19 protein-coding genes, 2 rRNA genes and 2 pseudogenes are annotated in these 22,136 nt (G+C 51.0%); 14 read left to right on the forward strand and 9 right to left on the reverse strand.

Annotated elements, in window-relative coordinates:
* From CRI63_RS24110 to kgtP, 3 genes are all read left to right on the forward strand, one after another.
* Positions 1 to 279, forward strand: a 23S ribosomal RNA gene (locus tag CRI63_RS24110); the annotation flags it as partial.
* A gap of 101 nt (positions 280 to 380) precedes the next feature.
* Positions 381 to 496: ribosomal RNA gene (gene rrf / locus CRI63_RS15155) — 5S ribosomal RNA — on the forward strand.
* A gap of 336 nt (positions 497 to 832) precedes the next feature.
* A complete protein-coding gene (kgtP, locus tag CRI63_RS15160; RefSeq protein WP_130222062.1) occupies positions 833 to 2,131 on the forward strand; it encodes an alpha-ketoglutarate permease in 1,299 nt (432 codons plus the stop codon).
* Here kgtP and CRI63_RS15165 read toward each other — a convergent pair.
* The 5 genes from CRI63_RS15165 to trxC all read right to left on the reverse strand — a co-directional run bounded on the left by CRI63_RS15165 (position 2,128) and on the right by trxC (position 7,842).
* Positions 2,128 to 2,451 carry a YfiM family lipoprotein gene (locus CRI63_RS15165; protein WP_130214696.1) on the reverse strand — a complete coding sequence of 108 codons (324 nt, stop codon included), beginning with the start codon at positions 2,449 to 2,451 and terminating at the stop codon, positions 2,128 to 2,130. The two genes, kgtP and CRI63_RS15165, sit on opposite strands and share 4 nt — an antisense overlap.
* Positions 2,452 to 2,494: 43 nt before the next feature.
* On the reverse strand, positions 2,495 to 3,850 hold the full coding sequence (gene pssA / locus CRI63_RS15170; protein WP_130214694.1) for a CDP-diacylglycerol--serine O-phosphatidyltransferase: 1,356 nt from the start codon (positions 3,848 to 3,850) through the stop codon (positions 2,495 to 2,497).
* A 113-nt stretch (positions 3,851 to 3,963) separates the two neighbouring features.
* The gene (pat, locus tag CRI63_RS15175) at positions 3,964 to 6,624 is read right to left on the reverse strand and encodes a protein lysine acetyltransferase (protein WP_135520008.1); all 2,661 of its coding nucleotides are present in this window, start codon (positions 6,622 to 6,624) and stop codon (positions 3,964 to 3,966) included.
* Between the two features lie 31 nt (positions 6,625 to 6,655).
* Positions 6,656 to 7,354, reverse strand: a complete 699-nt coding sequence (gene tapT / locus CRI63_RS15180) for a tRNA-uridine aminocarboxypropyltransferase (protein WP_130258850.1) — start codon at positions 7,352 to 7,354, stop codon at positions 6,656 to 6,658.
* A 68-nt stretch (positions 7,355 to 7,422) separates the two neighbouring features.
* The gene (gene trxC / locus CRI63_RS15185; protein WP_001098726.1) at positions 7,423 to 7,842 is read right to left on the reverse strand and encodes a thioredoxin TrxC; all 420 of its coding nucleotides are present in this window, start codon (positions 7,840 to 7,842) and stop codon (positions 7,423 to 7,425) included.
* A gap of 206 nt (positions 7,843 to 8,048) precedes the next feature.
* Here trxC and CRI63_RS15190 point away from each other — a divergent pair, with 206 nt between their 5' ends.
* Entirely contained in the window at positions 8,049 to 9,086 is a 1,038-nt protein-coding gene (locus CRI63_RS15190; protein WP_130222059.1) for a tRNA/rRNA methyltransferase, read from the forward strand.
* A gap of 47 nt (positions 9,087 to 9,133) precedes the next feature.
* Here CRI63_RS15190 and ung read toward each other — a convergent pair whose 3' ends face one another.
* On the reverse strand, positions 9,134 to 9,823 hold the full coding sequence (ung, locus tag CRI63_RS15195; protein ID WP_135520010.1) for a uracil-DNA glycosylase: 690 nt from the start codon (positions 9,821 to 9,823) through the stop codon (positions 9,134 to 9,136).
* Between the two features lie 304 nt (positions 9,824 to 10,127).
* Here ung and grcA point away from each other — a divergent pair, with 304 nt between their 5' ends.
* Positions 10,128 to 10,511, forward strand: coding sequence for an autonomous glycyl radical cofactor GrcA (gene grcA, locus CRI63_RS15200; protein ID WP_000627804.1), 384 nt, complete (start codon positions 10,128 to 10,130; stop codon positions 10,509 to 10,511).
* 55 nt (positions 10,512 to 10,566) lie between these two features.
* Here grcA and eamB read toward each other — a convergent pair.
* Positions 10,567 to 11,155: pseudogene (eamB, locus tag CRI63_RS15205) on the reverse strand (cysteine/O-acetylserine transporter).
* Positions 11,156 to 11,257: 102 nt separating this feature from the next.
* Between eamB and CRI63_RS15210 the strand changes: the two are divergent.
* Complete coding sequence (locus CRI63_RS15210; RefSeq protein ID WP_130258852.1) at positions 11,258 to 12,139, forward strand: LysR family transcriptional regulator; 882 nt, start codon at positions 11,258 to 11,260, stop codon at positions 12,137 to 12,139.
* Positions 12,140 to 12,170: 31 nt separating this feature from the next.
* On the opposite strand, the pseudogene srmB reads toward CRI63_RS15210, so the two are convergent.
* A pseudogene (srmB, locus tag CRI63_RS15215) lies at positions 12,171 to 13,506 on the reverse strand (ATP-dependent RNA helicase SrmB).
* A 131-nt stretch (positions 13,507 to 13,637) separates the two neighbouring features.
* Here srmB and trmN point away from each other — a divergent pair.
* Positions 13,638 to 14,375, forward strand: coding sequence for a tRNA(1)(Val) (adenine(37)-N(6))-methyltransferase TrmN (trmN, locus tag CRI63_RS15225; RefSeq protein WP_130214677.1), 738 nt, complete (start codon positions 13,638 to 13,640; stop codon positions 14,373 to 14,375).
* Here the strand turns inward: trmN and nadB are convergent.
* On the reverse strand, positions 14,360 to 15,982 hold the full coding sequence (gene nadB, locus CRI63_RS15230; protein ID WP_130214675.1) for an L-aspartate oxidase: 1,623 nt from the start codon (positions 15,980 to 15,982) through the stop codon (positions 14,360 to 14,362). The two genes, trmN and nadB, sit on opposite strands and share 16 nt — an antisense overlap.
* 255 nt (positions 15,983 to 16,237) lie before the next feature.
* Between nadB and rseD the strand changes: the two genes are divergently transcribed.
* The 7 genes from rseD (at position 16,238) to lepB (ending at position 22,067) form a co-directional block, all read left to right on the forward strand.
* A complete protein-coding gene (gene rseD / locus CRI63_RS15235) occupies positions 16,238 to 16,393 on the forward strand; it encodes a rpoE leader peptide RseD (protein WP_064526141.1) in 156 nt (51 codons plus the stop codon).
* Positions 16,390 to 16,965 (forward strand): RNA polymerase sigma factor RpoE, encoded by a 576-nt coding sequence (gene rpoE, locus CRI63_RS15240; protein ID WP_001295364.1) that lies wholly within the window; start codon positions 16,390 to 16,392, stop codon positions 16,963 to 16,965. Before rseD ends, rpoE begins: the two co-directional genes overlap by 4 nt.
* A 32-nt stretch (positions 16,966 to 16,997) precedes the next feature.
* Complete coding sequence (rseA, locus tag CRI63_RS15245) at positions 16,998 to 17,648, forward strand: anti-sigma-E factor RseA (protein ID WP_130214673.1); 651 nt, start codon at positions 16,998 to 17,000, stop codon at positions 17,646 to 17,648.
* Positions 17,648 to 18,604: a sigma-E factor regulatory protein RseB gene (gene rseB / locus CRI63_RS15250; RefSeq protein WP_064526144.1), complete on the forward strand. Its 957-nt coding sequence runs from the start codon at positions 17,648 to 17,650 to the stop codon at positions 18,602 to 18,604. Before rseA ends, rseB begins: the two co-directional genes overlap by 1 nt.
* Positions 18,601 to 19,080: a SoxR-reducing system protein RseC gene (rseC, locus tag CRI63_RS15255; RefSeq protein WP_130214671.1), complete on the forward strand. Its 480-nt coding sequence runs from the start codon at positions 18,601 to 18,603 to the stop codon at positions 19,078 to 19,080. Before rseB ends, rseC begins: the two co-directional genes overlap by 4 nt.
* A gap of 197 nt (positions 19,081 to 19,277) precedes the next feature.
* Complete coding sequence (lepA, locus tag CRI63_RS15260; RefSeq protein WP_000790173.1) at positions 19,278 to 21,077, forward strand: translation elongation factor 4; 1,800 nt, start codon at positions 19,278 to 19,280, stop codon at positions 21,075 to 21,077.
* A 15-nt stretch (positions 21,078 to 21,092) separates the two neighbouring features.
* Complete coding sequence (gene lepB / locus CRI63_RS15265) at positions 21,093 to 22,067, forward strand: signal peptidase I (RefSeq protein ID WP_135520014.1); 975 nt, start codon at positions 21,093 to 21,095, stop codon at positions 22,065 to 22,067.
* Positions 22,068 to 22,136: the final 69 nt, after the last annotated feature.

The raw sequence follows: 22,136 nt of genomic DNA on the forward strand, positions 1-22,136 counted from the left end.
CGTACGTAGCTGTCATCGATCGATGCTCNCGTACGTANCGNACGTGGACGCATCACTGGTGTTCGGGTTGTCATGCCAATGGCACTGCCCGGTAGCTAAATGCGGAAGAGATAAGTGCTGAAAGCATCTAAGACACGAAACTTGCCCCGACGATGAGTTCTCCCTGAGACTTTAAGTCTCCTGAAGGAACGTTGAAGACGACGACGTTGATAGGCCGGGTGTGTAAGCGCAGCGATGCGTTGAGCTAACCGGTACTAATGAACCGTGAGGCTTAACCTTACAACGCCGAAGATGTTTTGGCGGATGAGACATCAATAAGTAAGCTTGATACAGATTAAATCGACAGGTCAGAACAGGACGTGTTGATAAAACAGAATTTGCCTGGCGGCCTTAGCGCGGTGGTCCCACCTGACCCCATGCCGAACTCAGAAGTGAAACGCCGTAGCGCCGATGGTAGTGTGGGGTTTCCCCATGCGAGAGTAGGGAACTGCCAGGCATCAAATAAAACAAAAGGCTCAGTCGGAAGACTGGGCCTTTTGTTTTATCTGTCGTCCGTCCTGAATAGCGTAGGCAGTAAAAACCACCTGATGTGGTTCTGACTAAGAAATAAAAACCCTATCATTCCCTTGTATACGCCAGATGCTCGCCCATTTCCATACGACAACCTCACCTGAAATCCTTCCTGGTCATCCAGAATAATCATTCCCCTGCTAACTAAATTCGCAGTTATGGTTGCATAAACATCAGTAACAAATGTATAACATTCGTCTTACTAAATAATAAACAACATTGGCCGACAAAAGCATCGGATTATGGCAGGAGAAATATTGGCATGGCAGAAAGCACTGTAACGGCAGACGGCAAACTGACAAGTAGTGATACTCGTCGCCGCATCTGGGCAATAGTAGGGGCCTCTTCAGGTAATCTGGTCGAGTGGTTCGATTTTTATGTCTACTCATTCTGTTCCCTCTACTTCGCCCACATCTTCTTCCCTTCTGGTAACACTACCACTCAATTATTGCAAACAGCCGGTGTTTTTGCTGCGGGCTTTCTGATGCGTCCAATCGGTGGCTGGCTATTTGGACGCATAGCCGATAAACATGGTCGTAAAAAATCAATGTTGTTATCGGTGTGTATGATGTGTTTCGGATCTCTGGTTATCGCCTGCCTCCCAGGTTATGAAACTATCGGTACCTGGGCTCCGGCATTATTGCTTCTCGCGCGTTTATTCCAGGGATTATCCGTTGGTGGAGAATATGGCACCAGCGCAACCTATATGAGTGAAGTTGCTGTTGAAGGGCGCAAAGGGTTCTATGCTTCGTTCCAATATGTCACGCTAATTGGCGGTCAGTTGCTGGCCTTACTGGTGGTGGTTGTTCTACAACATACTATGGAAGATTCTGCTCTCAGAGAGTGGGGATGGCGCATTCCTTTTGCGTTAGGAGCAGTGTTAGCCGTTGTAGCATTATGGTTACGCCGTCAATTAGATGAAACTTCGCAACAAGAAACGCGCGCTTTAAAAGAAGCGGGTTCAATGAAAGGGTTATGGCGCAATCGCCGTGCATTCATCATGGTTCTCGGCTTCACTGCTGCGGGTTCTCTTTGTTTCTATACCTTTACCACCTATATGCAGAAATATCTGGTGAATACTGCGGGAATGCACGCCAACGTGGCAAGCGGCATTATGACTGCGGCATTGTTTGTATTTATGCTCATTCAACCGTTCATTGGCGCGCTGTCAGATAAGATTGGACGCCGAACCTCAATGTTATGCTTTGGCTCTTTGGCCGCTATTTTTACCGTCCCCATACTATCAGCATTGCAGAACGTCTCCTCTCCTTATGCCGCTTTTGGTCTGGTGATGTGCGCCCTGCTGATAGTGAGTTTTTATACATCAATCAGTGGAATACTGAAGGCTGAGATGTTCCCGGCACAGGTTCGCGCATTAGGTGTTGGTCTGTCATATGCGGTCGCCAATGCTATATTTGGTGGTTCGGCGGAGTACGTAGCGTTGTCGCTGAAATCGATAGGAATGGAAACGGCATTCTTCTGGTATGTGACATTGATGGCCGTGGTAGCGTTTCTAGTTTCTTTGATGCTGCACCGCAAAGGGAAGGGGATGCGTCTTTAGTGATGCGCTATTTGCCAGACGGTATAGCCGGTAGTTGCACCGGCGATATCCCAGGCAAAATCCTTCCAGCTCCAGCCGCTCCCCTCTGGGCGGCTATCCCAAAGCTCTTTTGACGCTCCCAGCCCTACAGAGAACATCAGCCCGAACATCGCGCTGCGGTCGCGACTCATCCCCTGATGTTGCGCGTATTCATTTCCTGCGGCGGAAAGCATCGCCGAGGCGATAAAGTGTTGAGCTTTATCCTGCCCCTGCCAGCTATCGTTAGCCATGTGGCTGCAACCAGAAAGTAACAATAGCAAACAGATAAAAAGAATACGCAACGCGGCCTCCAAAAAACAAACCCCGTACAGGACGGGGTTCAGATTACAGGATACGGCTAATTAATCGGTCGATGCGGATGCGGCGCAAACGGCGGATAAGTTTGCGAACCTTTACCGGATAATCGGCAATACTTTGCAGATCGCGGTAGTGCTTAACAATGGTGGTATGCTCGCGGATCAGCTCCAGTTCTTTCTCTCGCTGTGGAGCAAGCTCCAGTTGTGGATCGTGGATCAAAATGGCGTTTTCCAGATCCAGACGCCAGGCGCGTGGATTCAGGTTATTACCGGTTATCAGCATCCACTTATCATCAACCCACATTCCTTTCAGGTGATAAGTATTATCGTCATCTTTCCACAAACGGACCACTAACTGGTCAGTATTGACGTAATACTGCAAACGACTCAGGAAGCGACGCAAATTAATCTCATAAAGATAAGGCAACGCGCCAATTATCTTGAATGGTTCATCTTCCGGAATGTAGAAGTCGTTCGCGGTTTTATCACCAACGATAATTTCGACCTTTTTCCCTTCACGCAGCAACTGGATGATATTGCGCACCAGGATTGCCGGCAGGTTGAAGTATGGCGTACAGATAGTCAGTTTCTGTTCTGCACAGGGCATCAGATGGAAAATGGTCTTGTTCAACAGACTCGATTTCCCCAGACCCACCAACGGCGTAACGGAAAGTTGATCGTTGTCGGCATCTCCCTGGAAATGATAAGCGGCATCACGCAACTCCTGGCGGAACAGGCGAATGTCGTTCTTGATTTCCGGGCTTTTTGGGCGATGTTCATCATCCAGACGGTTAACACCGCGACCATTCATAATATTCTGCGTAACCCATTCAAACATAATGTCTGACATCTTGCGGTTACGAATCAGATGGTAACGGTCGTAACGGTATTTATCGTGCTGATGCAAATAAACATCGTTCAGGCTGGCACCGCTATAAAGTACGCTATCGTCGATGATAAAGCCTTTAAAATGCAGAACGCCCAGGGCTTCACGGGTATTGATGGGTACGCCATAAACCGGAACATCTACGCCCGGATTTTCCTGCGCCATGCGGCAGTACCAGTCAGCATTAGTGTTAGATGCCGCAGCGCCAATGCGTCCACGTTGCGCACGATGCCAGTCGACCAGCACCCGCACATCCAGTTCCGGACGCTGCCGTTTAGCCTCATATAGTGCGCTCAGAATGCCTTTGCCACCATCATCCTGTTCGAGATACAGGGCGACAATGCAAATGCGCTGCTTCGCGCTGGCTATTTTTTCCAGCAGCGTCTCCCGGAAGTCGGCGGGAGCGTAAAAGAAATCGACATCATCAACTGATTGAGAAATCTTGGGTAGTTGGGCAAGGTGTTGTTGATGTTTATTACGCTTAAATTTTGACAACATCACAGTGCATTTCTTCTCTGTTCATTGAAGGGTCCTCTGTGCAATGCAGACGACATAAGCGGGCAATAATAACACCAGTCCCGATTAAGTGGTCAACATTTCCAGTACCTTACTCATGATTCCTCGCGCTGGGCAAGATTTAGCGTAAGCCCAACGATCCCCTCTTCGAGCTGGATATCGACGTTAAACCCGAGCTTGCGGGCCAGCGCCACCATGCCACGATTGTTTGGCATCGTAATACCATTCAGACGTTGCAGTCCGTGATCTCGCGTATAGGTAATCAACTTTTCCATTAAGCGTCGACCTAAGCCTAACCCTTTGAGATCCGAGCGAACCAGTACAGCAAATTCGGCATCGATGTTATCAGGATCGGAAATCGCACGCGTGACGCCGAGGATCTCTTCCGTTTGATCAATTCGTCGTACCGCCACAAACGCCATTTCACGATCGTAGTCGATCTGCGTCATGTTAGCTAAATCTTCATGGGTGAATTCGTTGATCTCGCTAAAGTAGCGATAATAAAGATCTTCTTTGGTGACTCGTGAAATGAATCGCTGAAGCTGTGGCTCATCTTCTGGCAAAATCGGGCGAAACAAGCAGCGTTCGCCATTTTTCAATTCCACCCACTCTTCCAGCTGATGTGGGTACGGGCGCACTGCCAGCCGACTCTCGCTATCGCCTTCAAACGGCGCGATATCCAGCGTGACATCCAGCGCGGTAAATTCACTGCCAGAAGCCAGCAAAGGATGAATATCCAGACGCTGAATTTCCGGGCAATCGACAATCAAGTTGGAAACCTGCACCAGAAGCTGGCTCAAGCCTGTAACATCCAATGGACGCAGTGCACTGCGCGCACGAATCTTTTTACTTTTTATTCCCTGAATGACCAGATAACGGGCCAGGTTCATGTTCAGCGGCGGTAATGCGACGACGGCTTGATCTTCTGGACGCCACTCCACACCGCCTTCACCCAGCATGATCAACGGTCCGAAAACGGGATCCTGCTCGACCACTACCCGCAACTCCTGGGCGCCAGCACGGTTAGCCATACTTTGCACCAGCAGACCGTGGATCCGCGCCTGCGGCCAGGCCATTTTTACGCGATCGAAAATAGCGTTCGCGGCTTGCTGGACTTCATTGGCTGTACGCAGGTAGAGCATGACACCTTGAACTTCCGATTTATGTGGAATATCCGGCGAGCGTAATTTCAGCGCCACCGGATAACCAATCTGTTCAGCAATATGCACCGCTTCGGTACTATCGCTGGCAATCCAGGTGGGAAGCGTGTTCATGCCATACGCTTGCAGGATTGGCTGTACTTCATGGGTATCGAGTGATGTTGCCCCTTCGGCAATCGCCTGTTGCAACAGAAGATGCGCTTCTGCGGTATTAGAGGTCAGATTGCTGGGCAGTGCCGGCGTTTCGCGTAGTTGCTTCTGGTTACGTCGGTACTCCACCATGTGCATAAAAGCGGTGATGGTTCCTTCCGGGGTGCGGTAGGTCGGCAGCCCGGCTTCGCTGAATAATCGTCGTGCCTCTTGCGAGGAGTGTTCGCCGCACCAGTTCGTCAGCAGAGAGACATACTTGCTGCGAGGGTGATGCTTTACCGCTTCAATTAATGCCAGTGCGCTTTCTGTGGCGGGAGCAGCAGCACTGGGCGAATGAATAACCATCAGCGCATCAAAATCCTGGCTGTGGAGCAGAATATCCAGCGTTTTAATATATTGCTCACTGCTGGCGTCATCGCGCAGATCGAGCGGGTTAGAGATTACTACATGTTCTGGCAGCGCATTGCGTAGTTTCTGAGAGGTTTCTTCGCTTAGCGTTGCCAGCTTGCCATTGCGTGACCATAAGGCATCCAGCGCCAGCGCAGCGGGCGCTGCACCGTTGCTGATAATCATCAGTCGGTCACCACGCAATGGGCGCATATGGCTAAGGGTTTCCACTGCCGAAAACAGTTCGTGAGTGTCCTGCACTCGTAATAAACCGGCACGCTGAATAGCTGCATCCCATGCCGGGTCCATTCCTGCCGTCGTGTTGAGCAGTCGCTGTGCTGCCGGGCTACGTCCGCTTTTAATTACCAGAATCGGTTTATTACGCGACGCACTACGGGCCGCCGAAACAAAGCGTCGCGCGTCGCTTAACTGTTCGAGATAGAGCAGGATGGCGCTGGTTTTACTGTCGCGCGCCAGATAGTCGAGCAATTCATCAACGTCGATATCCAGGCTGTCGCCGAGCGCAATAAAGTAGGAAAACCCCATCTCACGCTGTTGCGCCCAGTCGAGGATGGTGTTGGAGACGGCAGCCGATTGCGAAATAAACGCCAGCTTGCCGCGCTTAATTGGTACGGGCGAAAAGCTGGCATTCAGACCTTGCCACGGCGCCAGTAATCCCAGACTGTTTGGTCCAAGCAGGCGCATGTTATGACGCTGGGCGCAGGCTCGGAGATCTTCGTGTTGCGATGCCGGGGCAGAAAGAATAATGCAGGTTTTACAGCCTTTTTCGCCGAGTTCTTCCAGAAGCGCCAGATTGCGGCTGGCATTGGTACACAGCACAGCAAGGTCGGGCGTAAAGGGCAGACTGGCGATATCCGGCCAGGCCAGTACGCCTTGTACCGCTTTCCAGGCCGGCGTCACCGGTAACACCGGTCCGTTAAAGCCTCCCGCCAGCAGGTTACGCATCATCAGGTAACCTGCGCGATTGGGTTTCATCGATGCGCCAATTACCGCAATCGATTTTGGTCGCAGTAGTGCTTCCAGTCCTCGCTGACTCATACCGGTCTCCCGCAGAAGTGACCGAATGATTTTAAACGCTTTCTAACTGTTCTGCTGTGATGCTACCCAGATGTTGCGTTTTTCCTACCAGATAGCGTGTTTTAAAGCGAGTGAAATGCTCGCCTAAGCTGGCCGCAGCCCCGGTATCGCCCGCCATATCTAAAAGTGCGATAGCCACTTCAGCGGTACAATATTGGCCTTCAGCCTGGGCTTCACGCAGGCGATAGGCAGAAAGCCGGGAAAGATCGACGGAAATGACGGGGAGATTATCCAGATACGGACTTTTACGAAACATCTTGCGCGCTTCCGGCCAGGTGCCATCGAGCATGATAAACAGCGGTGGCTTACCGGAAGGCGGGGTGAAGATCACTTCCCGTTGCTCATCAGCATATGAGGCGGGAAAGACCACCATTGGCTGATAGTTCGGGTTTTGTACCAGATCCAGCAAATCTTGCGAGGGTTCGGTACGCGACCATTGAAACGCAACGGTATCAGGCAAAATATCAGCAATCAGACGCCCGGTGTTACTTGGCTTCATTGGCTCGGTGTCGAACATCAGCAAACAGAAGCGACTTTTTGCTTCCGCTGGCGTGATTGTCGAACAGAGACATAATTTCTCTGGCAAAAGACAGCGTTGGCAGCGACGAACGCGATTACCGCGGGCAAGAAAAGGACGTGTTGCGCGCGCAATACGTTCGGCGCGTAACTGGAGAACAGCGTTTTCGGTCATAAGAGAGCGTCGAAAAAACGCCATTGTCGCAGAGGAGAAAACGGGGCACAAGATGCGCCCCGGTAAGATTAAAGAGATTCGTTCAACCAGCTATCGAACGGCGCTTTCGGCACTGCGCCATTAAGCATGTCGACAACCTGACCGTTTTTGAAAATCATGATCGTCGGAATACTGCGAATACCAAAGCGGCTGCTTAATTCACGTTCAGCTTCGGTATTCACTTTCACAAAGCGCACTTTACCGCTACGCTCTTGCGCAACATCTTCAAAAATTGGCGCGAAGTTACGGCAGGGGCCGCACCACGGCGCCCAGAAGTCGATCACCACAGGTAGATCATCTTTCAGCAATTTGTCGAGCGTTTCACCGGTCGCATTAATCACCTCTCCGTCAAACAAGTCGTGACCGCAGCGTCCGCATTTTGCCGCATCTTCGATCCGATCGTCGGGAATGCGATTGATGGCCTGACAATGGGTACAAACGGTATTCATAACTAACCTCGGGATGAGTAAGGAGACTTATCGGCAACGACGCCGGTATGTTTCTAATATGTTACATATTATCGGGGACATTGTTCCAGACAACAATCTGTTTTATTCAATGGGTATGATAGACGCAGGCTTTGGAACGAAATCATGGCGAACCGCGCGCACTTCGGGTAATCTGCGCGCTTCGCGCAGCGCTGGTGGAGAAAAGCATGAACGATGAAATGAAAGGTAAAAGCGGCAAGGTCAAAGTGATGTATGTCCGCAGTGATGATGATTCTGATAAACGTACCCATAACCCGCGTACCGGGAAAGGGGGCGGGCGTCCAGGAAAATCTCGTGCCGACGGTGGCCGTCGCCCCGCCCGCGATGACAAACAGAGTCAGCCCCGTGACCGCAAGTGGGAAGAGTCGCCGTGGCGCACAGTTTCCCGCGCGCCTGGTGATGATGCGCCGGAAAAGGCCGATCACGGTGGCATCAGTGGTAAAAGTTTTATTGATCCGGAAGTGTTGCGTCGTCAGCGTGCGGAAGAAACCCGCGTCTACGGCGAAAACGCATGTCAGGCACTGTTCCAGAGCCGTCCGGAAGCAATTGTTCGCGCCTGGTTTATCCAGAGCGTAACGCCACGTTTTAAAGAAGCATTGCGCTGGATGGCGGCAAACCGCAAAGCGTACCATGTGGTGGATGAAGCGGAACTGACAAAAGCGTCAGGCACGGAACATCACGGCGGCGTGTGCTTCCTGATCAAAAAGCGTAACGGTACAACCGTGCAGCAGTGGGTAAGCCAGGCAGGCGCGCAGGATTGTGTACTGGCGCTGGAAAACGAATCTAACCCGCATAACCTGGGTGGCATGATGCGTAGCTGCGCGCACTTCGGCGTGAAAGGCGTTGTGGTGCAGGATGCGGCACTGCTGGAGTCTGGTGCGGCTATCCGTACCGCAGAAGGCGGCGCAGAGCACGTTCAGCCGATTACTGGCGACAACATTGTTGACGTGTTGGATGATTTCCGTCAGGCGGGCTACACCGTGGTGACCACTTCCAGCGAGCAAGGTAAACCGCTGTTCAAAACCAGTCTGCCAGAAAAAATGGTGCTGGTGCTGGGGCAGGAATATGAAGGGTTACCGGATGCCGCACGCGATCCGAACGATTTGCGCGTGAAGATTGACGGTACTGGCAACGTTGCTGGACTGAATATTTCTGTCGCAACTGGCGTTCTGCTTGGCGAATGGTGGCGTCAGAATAAAGCCTGATAAATCAGCCGGGTGGCAACTCTGCCATCCGGCATTTTCCCGCTAATTTACTCACTCTCTGCCGGTAATACTGGCATCCAGTCAATCGGCGTCTCGCCACGTTGTTCCAGCCACTGATTTGCCAGCACAAAATGGTTACAGCCAAAGAATCCACGATGCGCAGAAAGCGGTGACGGATGCGGTGCTTTCAGTACGTGATGGCGTTGCTTATCTATAATCGCCCCTTTCTTTTGCGCATGAGATCCCCACAACAAAAACACCACGCCTTCGCGATGCTGATTTATGAGGCTGATGACTTTATCAGTAAATATCTCCCAACCGAGGCTGGCGTGGGAATGCGCCTGACCTGCGCGTACCGTCAATACGGTATTGAGCAGCAGAACACCCTGACGCGCCCAGCTTTCGAGATAGCCATGCGCCGGGCGGGTAAAGCCTGGAACGGTGTTTTCCAGCTCTTTATACATATTCAGTAATGATGGCGGAGTGGGGATACCGGGGCGAACAGAAAACGCCAGGCCGTGAGCCTGTCCGGGGCCGTGATAAGGATCCTGGCCGAGAATCACAACTTTGACATCGCCTAACTCGGTAAAACGAAAGGCGTTAAAGACATCTTTTTGTGGCGGATAGATAGTGATGCCGGATTGCCGCTCGCTGGCGACGGTCTGAAGGGTATTAAGAAAATAGGGTTGTTGCTTCTCTTCAGCCAGCACGTCATGCCAGGTTAATTCGTTAGCCATCTCGCTCTCCTGCGAATCTTCAATCCGCCTAGCTTAACTGCTTCTTTCTACAGAACAAAATCAAGCTCATTTTATAGACATAATCGACTGTAAAAAAATGTAAATTGGTAAAATTTCACACCCGCATAAGTTGATGTAAAACAATAAAATCCACTTGCTGCTACACTTGGTGTGTGTTTTTATTTGATTTAAATCAAAGAATCAGGGGTCTTTGAGGAGTATATATACACTCAAGCAACAATGGTTTTACCAATTGGCCGCGACAGGCTGAACAAATCAAATAATTTTGCCGGGGAGGCATCACATGATTACAGGTATCCAGATTACTAAAGCCGCTAACGACGATCTGCTGAACTCTTTCTGGCTGCTGGACAGCGAAAAAGGCGAAGCGCGTTGCATCGTTGCGAAAGCAGGTTTTGCAGAAGACGAAGTGGTTGCAGTAAGCAAACTGGGTGACATTGAGTACCGTGAAGTTCCAGTAGAAGTTAAACCAGAAGTTCGCGTAGAAGGTGGTCAGCACCTGAACGTAAACGTTCTGCGTCGTGAAACTCTGGAAGATGCAGTTAAGCATCCGGAAAAATATCCGCAGCTGACCATCCGTGTATCCGGTTATGCAGTTCGCTTTAACTCTCTGACTCCGGAACAGCAGCGCGACGTTATCGCTCGTACCTTTACTGAAAGCCTGTAAGGCTTAAGTAGCAAGTTACTAAGCGGAAGAGGGCGACCTCTTCCGCTTTTTTTCATTAATAGAAAATGCGTACCGCACAATAGACCAGCAGCAGCGCCAGCACGATATTTAATTGGCGACCATACTGGCGAAACAATCGCTGAAACAGATGCCCCGCCAGCGCCCAGCACACATTGCCAAACGTCCCAATCATTGCCAGCAAAACGCTGACGCCAACCACCCAACTTAACGCCTGCGTTTGCGGCAGGACAAACGTCGATAGTGCCGTAATGCCGTACAAAATGATTTTGACGTTCACAAACTGTAGCGCAAAGCTTGCCCAAAAGCTGATCGGTTTTGCCTGAAGCCCGTCTTCCTTTGTTGGGCTGGTAGCGATTTTCCACGCCAGCCAGACAATATATGCCGCCCCCGCCCAACTCAACAGATGCACTGCTGCCGGGTCAATAACAGCCAGTGAAAACGAAATTCCCGCGCACAGTAGCATGACGATTAAAAAATCCCAGACTCATCCCCGCCAGTACGCGGGTACTCTGACGAAACCCATGCGACGTGGCAGAACTAAGGGCGAGAATATTGTTTGGTCCTGGCGTGAGGGCAGTAATCAGGGTGTAGGTCCAAAAAGCACTTAAAAGGGTCGGTGTCACTTGTTATCTCCTCTGTTTTGGTAGACAGTACCCGACACAAAACATTTAAAAAAATGAATGTTTTCACATTCTAAATTCGATATTTTCGATAGGTTTGGGATTATGGATCTGCGCCGTTTTATTACCCTAAAAACCGTGGTGGAAGAGGGTTCTTTTTTGCGAGCTTCGCAAAAATTGTGTTGCACACAGTCGACGGTGACTTTTCATATTCAGCAGCTTGAACAGGAGTTCTCGGTCCAGTTGTTTGAGAAAATTGGTCGACGGATGTGCCTCACTCGCGAAGGCAAAAAGCTGCTTCCGCACATCTATGAACTCACCAGAGTGATGGATACACTTCGTGAAGCTGCCAAAAAAGAGTCGGATCCGGACGGAGAACTGCGCGTTGTTTCGGGCGAAACGTTGCTCTCTTACCGAATGCCGCAGGTGTTGCAGCGTTTTCGGCAACGCGCACCAAAAGTGCGTTTATCATTGCAGTCACTGAACTGTTACGTTATTCGTGATGCACTACTGAATGATGAGGCCGATGTCGGCATCTTTTATCGCGTAGGGAATGATGATGCACTGAACCGACGTGAGTTGGGTGAACAATCGCTGGTGCTGGTGGCTTCACCGCAAATTGCAGATGTCGATTTTACTGAGTCGGGAAGACATAACGCCTGTAGCTTTATTATCAACGAACCGCAATGTGTCTTCCGGCAGATATTTGAGAGCACGCTGCGCCAGCGGCGGATCACGGTGGAAAACACCATTGAGCTTATAAGTATCGAAAGCATCAAACGTTGTGTCGCGGCGAATATCGGTGTCAGTTACTTGCCCCGCTTTGCGGTGGCAAAAGAGCTTGAGAGCGGAGAATTAATTGAATTGCCTTTTGGCGAACAGTCGCAGACCATTACGGCAATGTGCGCACACCATGCTGGAAAAGCGGTTAGCCCGGCGATGCACACTTTTATTCAGTGTGTTGAAGAGTGTTTTGTGGCTGGATAAAAAAATGCCGGACTTAAACCCGGCATTATGATTACTCTTCTGTTGTTTGCGGTGGCACGCCCGTTCCGCTTGGTTTACGGCGCTTACCTATATTTTTGGTATCGCGATGGCGTTTTTTTCACCCGCGGCTTCTCTTTCTCTTTAGCTTTTTTCTTCTCGGCGCGTTTTGCCAGTACTTTCTTCGATGGCTTGCCGGTCTGCTTCTCGCTTGGCGCACGCGTTTTCGGGCGTAACTCATCAATTACGCGAGCTTTAATCGGCTCTTCAATGTAACGGCCAACTTTGCCCAGCAGCAGATGGTCATGAGCTTCCACCAGCGAAATTGCGGTGCCTTTACGACCGGCGCGCGCGGTACGCCCGATACGGTGCAAATAAGTATCGCCACTGCGCGGCATATCGAAGTTAAAGACGTGGCTGACATCAGGAATGTCAATACCGCGTGCGGCAACGTCGGTTGCAACCAGCACGTTAACGCGACCTTCGGTCAGGCGTTTAATCGCTTCATTACGCTTGCCTTGTACCATCTCACCTTCGAGATAGCAGTTGTTGATGCCTGCTTCGCGCAACCAGTTTGCCAGCTCATGCACACGCTCACGCTTACGCACAAATACGATTGAGCGAGTCGCTTCAGGCTGTTTTAACAGATGCACCAGCAATGCGGTTTTATGCTCAAGATCATCGGCGCGGTAATACCACTGATGAATTTTTTTGCGCTCACGGGTAGACGGATTCGCAGAAACTTCCACCGGATCTTCCAGCAGACGCTCGGCAAAATCCTGAATCGCATCGCCTTCCAGCGTTGCGGAAAAGAGCAGGGTCTGTTTACGCCAGCGCGTTTCGCCAGCAATATGCTCGATATCCTGAGCGAAGCCCATATCCAGCATCCGGTCAGCTTCGTCGAGGATCAGCGTTTCAACTGCGCGGCAATCGAAGTTCTCTTCTTTTATGTATTGCAGCAGACGTCCGGTCGTGGCGACCACGATGTCCTGGTTTTCGCTGAAAACTTCTGCGTGGTTCATATAGGCCACGCCGCCGGTGATAGTGGCGATATCCAGATGCGTATGTTTCGCCAGTTCGCGGGCATGATCGGCCACCTGCATCGCCAGCTCGCGAGTTGGGGTGAGGATCAAAATACGCGGCGGACCGGATTTCTTACGTGGGAAATCGAGCAGGTGCTGCAACGCTGGCAGCAGATACGCCGCCGTTTTACCGGTGCCTGTCGGCGCAGAACCGAGTACATCACGGCCATCGAGCGCAGGCGGAATGGCGGCAGCCTGAATGGCGGTCGGGCGAGTGAAACCTTTATCCTGGAGGGCTTCCAGCAGGCTTTCGTCGAGTTCAAGTTCGGAAAAAGTCGTTACAGTCATGTTCTACCTCTGTGTGGGGCGCTGATTATAGACGTTACGGCTGCAATCTTCATCTGTTTGTATGGATATCGCTTCTCAGGTATTGTTCTTACCCGGTGCTATCGCCGTTTTTTCAGCAAGGTTTTATTTACATGTCACAGTCTACATCCGTGCTTCGTCGTAATGGATTTACTTTTAAACAGTTTTTTGTCGGCCACGAACGATGTGCGATGAAAGTGGGAACGGATGGAATTTTGCTTGGCGCATGGGCTCCGGTGGCAGGGGTAAAACGCTGCCTTGATATCGGCACTGGTAGCGGGTTGTTGGCACTGATGCTGGCGCAGCGAACCGATGACAGCGTGATGATTGATGCAGTTGAACTGGAAAGTGAAGCTGCAGCTCAGGCGCAGGAGAATATTAACCAGTCTCCGTGGGCAGAGCGGATTAATGTCCATACGGCAGATATTCAGCAGTGGATCACACAGCAGACAGCACGCTTCGATTTAATCATCAGCAACCCGCCGTATTATCAGCAGGGAGTGGAGTGTGCGACACCGCAGCGGGAACAGGCGCGCTATACCACCACGCTGGATCATCAATCCTTGCTGACTTGCGCGGCAGAGTGCATTACCGAAGAGGGATTTTTCTGCGTGGTGTTGCCAGAGCAAATCGGTAATAGTTTTACGGAGCTGGCATTAAGCATGGGGTGGCATTTACGTTTGCGAACGGATGTGGCAGAAAACGAAGCGCGATTGCCGCATCGGGTGCTGCTGGCATTCTCCCCACTGGCGGGGGAGTGCTTTTGCGATCGCTTAGTCATTCGTGGGCCAGACCAGAACTATTCCGAAGCGTATACGGCGCTGACCCAGGCTTTTTATCTATTTATGTAATGATTGACGGGGGAAAGGATCGATGGACCGGAATGCGTGAGCAGTTCCGGATAATCCAGCGTGAAATGCAACCCCCGACTTTCCTTACGCATCATTGCACAGCGAACAATCAACTCGGCAACCTGCACCAGATTACGCAGTTCCAGCAAATTATTTGATACGCGGAAGTGTGCGTAATATTCGTCTATTTCCTGTTGCAACATATTGATACGCCGCAGAGCGCGCTCAAGACGTTTTGTTGTGCGCACAATGCCGACGTAATCCCACATAAACAGGCGTAACTCGTGCCAGTTATGTTGAATCACCACCAGTTCGTCAGGATTCTCAACACGGCTTTCATCCCACGGCGGTAACGTACTGACGCCACGCGCATAAGGCATACGTTTTGTAATATCTTCCGCTGCCGACCAGCCATAGACCAGACACTCCAGCAAGGAGTTAGAGGCCATGCGGTTAGCACCATGTAAGCCCGTATAACTCACTTCGCCAATGGCATACAGGCCATCAACGTCCGTACGTCCATGATCGTCAACCATTACGCCGCCGCAGGTATAGTGCGCAGCAGGCACAATCGGCACCGGTTCTTTCGTGAGGTCAATACCCAACCCGAGCAACTTTTCATAGATCATCGGGAAATGCTGGCGAATAAATTCGGCGGGCTTATGGCTGATATCAAGGAACATACAATCCGCGCCGTGGCGTTTCATCTCATGGTCAATGGCGCGGGCGACAATATCGCGTGGGGCCAGTTCGCCGCGATCATCAAAATCAGGCATAAAACGTGTGCCGTCCGGGCGTTTCAAATAAGCGCCTTCGCCGCGTAAGGCTTCCGTTAACAGGAAATTCCGTGCCTGTGGATGGTACAGCGCGGTAGGGTGAAACTGATTAAATTCGAGATTGGCAACCCGGCAGCCTGCGCGCCACGCCATAGCAATGCCATCGCCAGAAGAAATATCCGGATTGGTGGTGTACTGATAAACCTTCGACGCACCGCCAGTTGCCAGCACCACCGCTTTAGCATGGTAAGTTTCCACGGTTTCTTTATTACGGTTCCACACCCACGCGCCGACAACCCGTCGCGTTCCAGGCAGACCAATCTTGTCAGAAACGATCAGATCAACCGCATTGCTGCGTTCCAGCACTCGAATATTCGGATGGTTCTGCGCCTTGCTCACCAGCGTGGTTTCTACTTCTCTACCAGTGGCATCGGCAGCATGAAGAATACGACGGTGACTATGCCCACCTTCACGAGTCAGATGATAGCTTTCTTCGCCATTTGGCTGCACATGGGTATCAAACAACACTCCCTGATCGATTAGCCATTGCACGCAGGAACGCGCGTTGCTGGCGACAAACTCAACCGCATGGCGATCGCAAATACCGGCGCCAGCAATTAATGTATCTTCCACATGCGAGTCAATGCTGTCAGTTTCATCAAACACGGCGGCGATTCCGCCCTGGGCATAAAATGTTGAGCCTTCCGTTACCGGGCCTTTGCTAAGAACGATGACCTGATGCTGGTCAGCCAGACGTAGTGCCAGTGAAAGCCCGGCTGCGCCGCTACCGATAATCAGCACATCACAAGAATGTTCAGGAAGAGTATTCATTTTGTTTGTTTAATTTACTAAACACGGTTTGGTCAGCATAGCATCACATTGTGTAATTAAACACCTGCTATTTTAATATTTGTTACAATGGCTAAACAGGGAGATCCTGGACGGTGGAAAAAAGAGAAGTTGCTTGCTGGCGGAGGATTAGGTGGTGAAATAAAAAGGCCGTTGGGGTACTCTTCAGGCAGTTAAATGGGCATTTCTACACAGATAATGCGATGTTCAGATTCTGTAGACTTATAATGATAGATAATGATCCGTCTACAGCATGACAAACAAAAACAGATGCGTTACGGAACTTTACAAAAACGAGACACTCTAACGTTTTGCTTGCTCAAATTGCAGCTAATGGAGTGGCGTTTCGATAGCGCGTGGAAATTTGGTTTGGGGAGACTTTACCTCGGATGAGCGAGCAGTTAACGGACCAGGTCCTGGTTGAACGGGTCCAGAAGGGAGATCAGAAAGCTTTTAACTTACTGGTAGTGCGCTATCAGCATAAAGTGGCGAGTCTGGTTTCCCGCTATGTGCCGTCGGGTGATGTTCCCGATGTGGTACAAGAAGCTTTTATTAAAGCCTATCGTGCGCTGGATTCGTTCCGGGGAGATAGTGCTTTTTATACATGGCTGTATCGGATTGCTGTAAATACAGCGAAAAATTACCTGGTTGCTCAGGGGCGTCGTCCACCTTCCAGTGATGTGGATGCCATTGAAGCAGAAAACTTCGAAAGTGGCGGCGCGTTGAAAGAAATTTCGAACCCTGAGAACTTAATGTTGTCAGAAGAACTGAGACAGATAGTTTTCCGAACTATTGAGTCCCTCCCGGAAGATTTACGCATGGCAATAACCTTGCGGGAGCTGGATGGCCTGAGCTATGAAGAGATAGCCGCTATCATGGATTGTCCGGTAGGTACGGTGCGTTCACGTATCTTCCGAGCGAGGGAAGCTATTGATAACAAAGTTCAACCGCTTATCAGGCGTTGACGATAGCGGGATACTGGATAAGGGTATTAGGCATGCAGAAAGAACAACTTTCCGCTTTAATGGATGGCGAAACGCTGGATAGTGAGCTGCTTAACGAACTGGCTCACAACCCGGAAATGCAGAAAACCTGGGAAAGCTATCACTTAATCCGTGACTCTATGCGGGGTGATACTCCTGAGTTGCTTCATTTCGATATTTCATCACGCGTGATGGCCGCCATTGAAGAAGAGCCCGTTCGTCAACCGACGACATTGATCCCAGAGGCCCAGCCTGCGCCGCATCAATGGCAGAAAATGCCATTCTGGCAGAAAGTACGTCCATGGGCGGCACAGCTTACCCAAATGGGCGTAGCGGCATGTGTATCGCTTGCAGTTATCGTTGGCGTCCAGCACTATAATGGACAATCTGAAACGTCCCAGCAGCCCGAAACACCGGTATTTAATACTCTGCCGATGATGGGGAAAGCCAGTCCGGTAAGTCTGGGAGTACCTTCTGAAGCGACCGCAAACAATGGTCAACAGCAGCAGGTACAGGAGCAGCGTCGTCGCATTAATGCCATGTTGCAGGATTACGAACTGCAACGTCGACTCCACTCTGAACAGCTTCAGTTTGAGCAGGCACAAACACAGCAAGCCGCTGTACAGGTGCCAGGAATTCAAACTTTAGGAACGCAATCGCAGTAATGAAGCAACTTTGGTTTGCCATGTCATTAGTGACAGGTAGCCTGTTATTCTCTGCTAACGCCTCGGCCACTCCCGCGTCCGGGGCGTTATTACAGCAGATGAACCTGGCCAGCCAGTCACTGAATTACGAGCTGTCATTCATCAGCATCAATAAACAGGGTGTTGAGTCTCTGCGTTATCGACATGCACGCCTCGATAACCGTCCGCTTGCACAGCTGTTGCAAATGGATGGCCCGCGCCGGGAAGTGGTACAGCGCGGCAATGAAATCAGCTACTTTGAGCCGGGCCTTGAACCGTTTACTCTTAATGGCGATTACATTGTTGATTCTCTGCCATCGCTCATTTATACCGATTTCAAACGCCTTTCTCCTTACTACGACTTTATCTCCGTGGGACGCACGCGTATTGCTGATCGTCTTTGCGAAGTCATTCGCGTGGTTGCTCGTGATGGCACACGCTACAGCTACATTGTGTGGATGGACACCGAATCGAAATTACCGATGCGGGTTGATCTCCTTGATCGCGATGGTGAAACGCTGGAACAATTTCGCGTGATTGCTTTTAACGTCAATCAGGATATCAGCAGCAGTATGCAGACGCTGGCGAAGGCAAATTTGCCGCCACTGCTTTCTGTTCCTGTAGGTGAAAAAGCCAAATTCAACTGGACTCCAACCTGGTTGCCGCAGGGGTTTAGCGAAGTCTCCAGTAGCCGACGCCCGTTGCCCACGATGGACAATATGCCCATCGAATCACGTCTCTATTCAGACGGCTTGTTCAGCTTCTCGGTAAACGTTAACCGCGCGACGCCATCGAGCACCGATCAGATGTTGCGTACCGGACGCCGAACAGTCAGCACCAGCATACGTGACAACGCGGAAATCACTATTGTTGGTGAACTACCGCCGCAAACGGCGAAACGCATTGCCGAGAACATTAAGTTCGGGGCCGCACAATGATCAAAGAGTGGGCTACCGTCGTCTCCTGGCAAAACGGGCAGGCGCTGGTCAGTTGTGATGTCAAAGCCTCGTGCAGCAGCTGCGCTTCCCGCGCTGGCTGCGGCAGTCGCGTGTTGAATAAACTTGGTCCGCAAACCACACATACCATCGTCGTACCCTGTGATGAGCCGTTAGTGCCGGGGCAAAAAGTGGAATTAGGAATCGCTGAAGGTAGCCTGCTTAGTTCCGCATTACTGGTTTATATGTCGCCACTGTTGGGATTATTCCTTGTTGCTTCGTTATTTCAGCTACTCTTTGCTTCAGACATCGCGGCGTTATGCGGCGCAATTCTTGGTGGCGTTGGTGGATTCCTGATTGCGCGCGGCTACTCGCGAAAGTTTGCTGCCCGGGCTGAATGGCAACCGATCATCTTAAGCGTGGCATTGCCGCCAGGCCTTGTGCGGTTTGAAACATCTTCGGAAGACGCGAGCCAGTGATTTCACTGGCTTTGTTGCATTTTGCATAACAAATGCGAGGACGTTTCCAGATACCACAATCCATACGGTATGAACATTTCCTCGCCTCAATGTTGTAGTGTAGAATGCGGCCTTTCTATTAATACAGACGTTAAGCTCAGAACAGCGACTTCTAAAAGCCTGGTTAACCGGGCGTTAAGGCACAATAATCATACTTTATGAAGAATATACGTAACTTTTCGATCATAGCTCACATTGACCACGGTAAATCGACGCTGTCTGACCGTATTATCCAGATCTGCGGTGGCCTGTCTGACCGTGAAATGGAGGCGCAGGTTCTCGATTCCATGGATCTTGAGCGTGAGCGTGGCATTACCATCAAAGCGCAAAGCGTGACGCTGGACTACAAAGCGTCTGACGGTGAAACCTATCAGCTTAACTTTATCGACACCCCGGGCCACGTAGACTTCTCCTATGAAGTTTCCCGTTCGCTGGCTGCCTGTGAAGGTGCATTGCTGGTGGTCGACGCCGGGCAGGGCGTAGAAGCGCAAACTCTGGCGAACTGCTACACCGCGATGGAGATGGATCTCGAAGTGGTGCCGGTACTGAACAAGATTGACCTGCCGGCAGCCGATCCTGAACGCGTGGCGGAAGAAATTGAAGATATTGTTGGCATCGACGCCACCGATGCGGTGCGCTGCTCCGCGAAAACCGGCGTTGGCGTGCAGGATGTTCTCGAACGTCTGGTGCGTGACATTCCGCCGCCGGAAGGCGATCCAGAAGGTCCGCTACAGGCGCTGATTATCGATTCCTGGTTCGATAACTACCTGGGCGTGGTTTCACTTATCCGTATTAAAAACGGCACCCTGCGTAAGGGCGACAAAGTGAAAGTTATGAGCACCGGGCAGACCTATAACGCCGACCGCCTGGGGATCTTCACGCCGAAACAGGTTGATCGTACTGAACTGAAATGCGGCGAAGTAGGCTGGCTGGTGTGTGCGATCAAAGACATCCACGGTGCACCGGTAGGCGATACCTTAACGCTGGCGCGTAATCCGGCAGAAAAAGCGTTGCCTGGGTTTAAGAAAGTTAAACCGCAGGTATATGCCGGTCTGTTCCCGGTAAGTTCCGACGACTATGAAGCCTTCCGTGACGCGTTGGGCAAACTCAGCCTGAACGACGCTTCACTGTTCTATGAGCCAGAAAGCTCAACGGCGCTGGGCTTTGGTTTCCGCTGCGGCTTCCTCGGCCTGTTGCACATGGAGATCATTCAGGAACGTCTGGAACGTGAATACGATCTTGACCTGATTACCACAGCACCGACAGTAGTGTATGAAGTTGAAACTACGGCAAAAGAAGTTATCTACGTCGACAGCCCATCCAAGCTGCCAGCGGTAAATAACATCTACGAACTGCGCGAGCCGATTGCAGAGTGTCACATGCTGCTGCCGCAAGCGTATCTCGGTAACGTCATTACCCTGTGCGTGGAAAAACGCGGTGTACAGACCAACATGGTCTATCACGGAAACCAGGTAGCGCTGACCTACGAGATCCCGATGGCGGAAGTGGTGCTTGATTTCTTCGACCGACTGAAATCTACCTCGCGTGGTTATGCGTCTTTGGATTACAACTTCAAACGCTTCCAGGCTTCTGACATGGTGCGTGTTGACGTCTTAATCAACGGTGAACGTGTTGATGCGCTGGCATTGATCACCCACCGTGATAATTCGCAAAACCGTGGTCGCGAGCTGGTGGAGAAGATGAAAGATCTGATCCCACGCCAGCAGTTTGATATCGCTATTCAGGCAGCGATTGGAACGCACATCATTGCGCGTTCTACCGTGAAGCAGCTGCGTAAAAACGTACTGGCTAAATGCTATGGTGGTGATATCAGCCGTAAGAAAAAGCTGCTGCAGAAACAGAAAGAAGGTAAGAAACGTATGAAGCAGATCGGTAACGTTGAGCTGCCGCAGGAAGCGTTCCTTGCCATTCTGCACGTCGGCAAAGACAACAAATAACCCTTAGGAGTTGGCATGGCGAATATGTTTGCCCTGATTCTGGTGATTGCCACACTGGTGACGGGCATTTTATGGTGCGTGGATAAATTCTTTTTCGCACCTAAACGACGGGAATGTCAGGCAGCGGCGCAAGCGGCTGCCGGGGATTCACTGGATAAAGCAACACTGAAAAAGGTTGCGCCGAAGCCAGGCTGGCTGGAAACCGGGGCTTCTGTATTTCCGGTGCTGGCTATCGTATTGATTGTGCGTTCATTTATTTATGAGCCGTTCCAGATCCCGTCAGGTTCGATGATGCCGACTCTGTTAATCGGTGACTTCATTCTGGTAGAGAAATTTGCTTACGGCATTAAAGATCCTATTTACCAGAAAACATTGATCGAAACCGGTCATCCGAAACGTGGCGATATCGTGGTCTTCAAATACCCGGAAGATCCGAAGCTTGATTACATCAAACGCGCGGTAGGTTTACCGGGCGATAAAGTCACTTATGATCCGGTCGCGAAAGAAGTGACCATTCAACCTGGATGCAGTTCTGGTCAGGCGTGTGAAAACGCGCTGCCGGTAACTTATTCCAACGTTGAACCGAGCGATTTCGTACAGACCTTCTCGCGTCGTAACGGCGGGGAAGCGACCAGTGGCTTCTTTGAAGTGCCGAAAAACGAAACCAAAGAAAATGGCATTCGTCTTTCCGAACGTAAAGAGACGCTGGGCGATGTAACGCATCGTATCCTGACTGTGCCAATCGCCCAGGATCAGGTGGGTATGTATTACCAGCAGCCAGGGCAGCAACTGGCAACCTGGATTGTCCCGCCGGGTCAATACTTCATGATGGGCGATAACCGCGACAACAGCGCGGACAGCCGTTACTGGGGCTTTGTGCCGGAAGCGAATCTGGTTGGTCGGGCAACGGCAATCTGGATGAGTTTCGATAAGCAAGAAGGTGAATGGCCGACAGGTGTGCGCTTAAGTCGCATTGGTGGCATCCATTAATTGCTGCTTCTCGTTCACGTTGTCGTCATTCTGGCGGCAACGTGAATTATTTATGAGATAAATCTCCCC

The sequence above is a fragment of the Escherichia sp. E2661 genome (assembly GCF_004745185.1).
Lineage (GTDB): Bacteria > Pseudomonadota > Gammaproteobacteria > Enterobacterales > Enterobacteriaceae > Escherichia.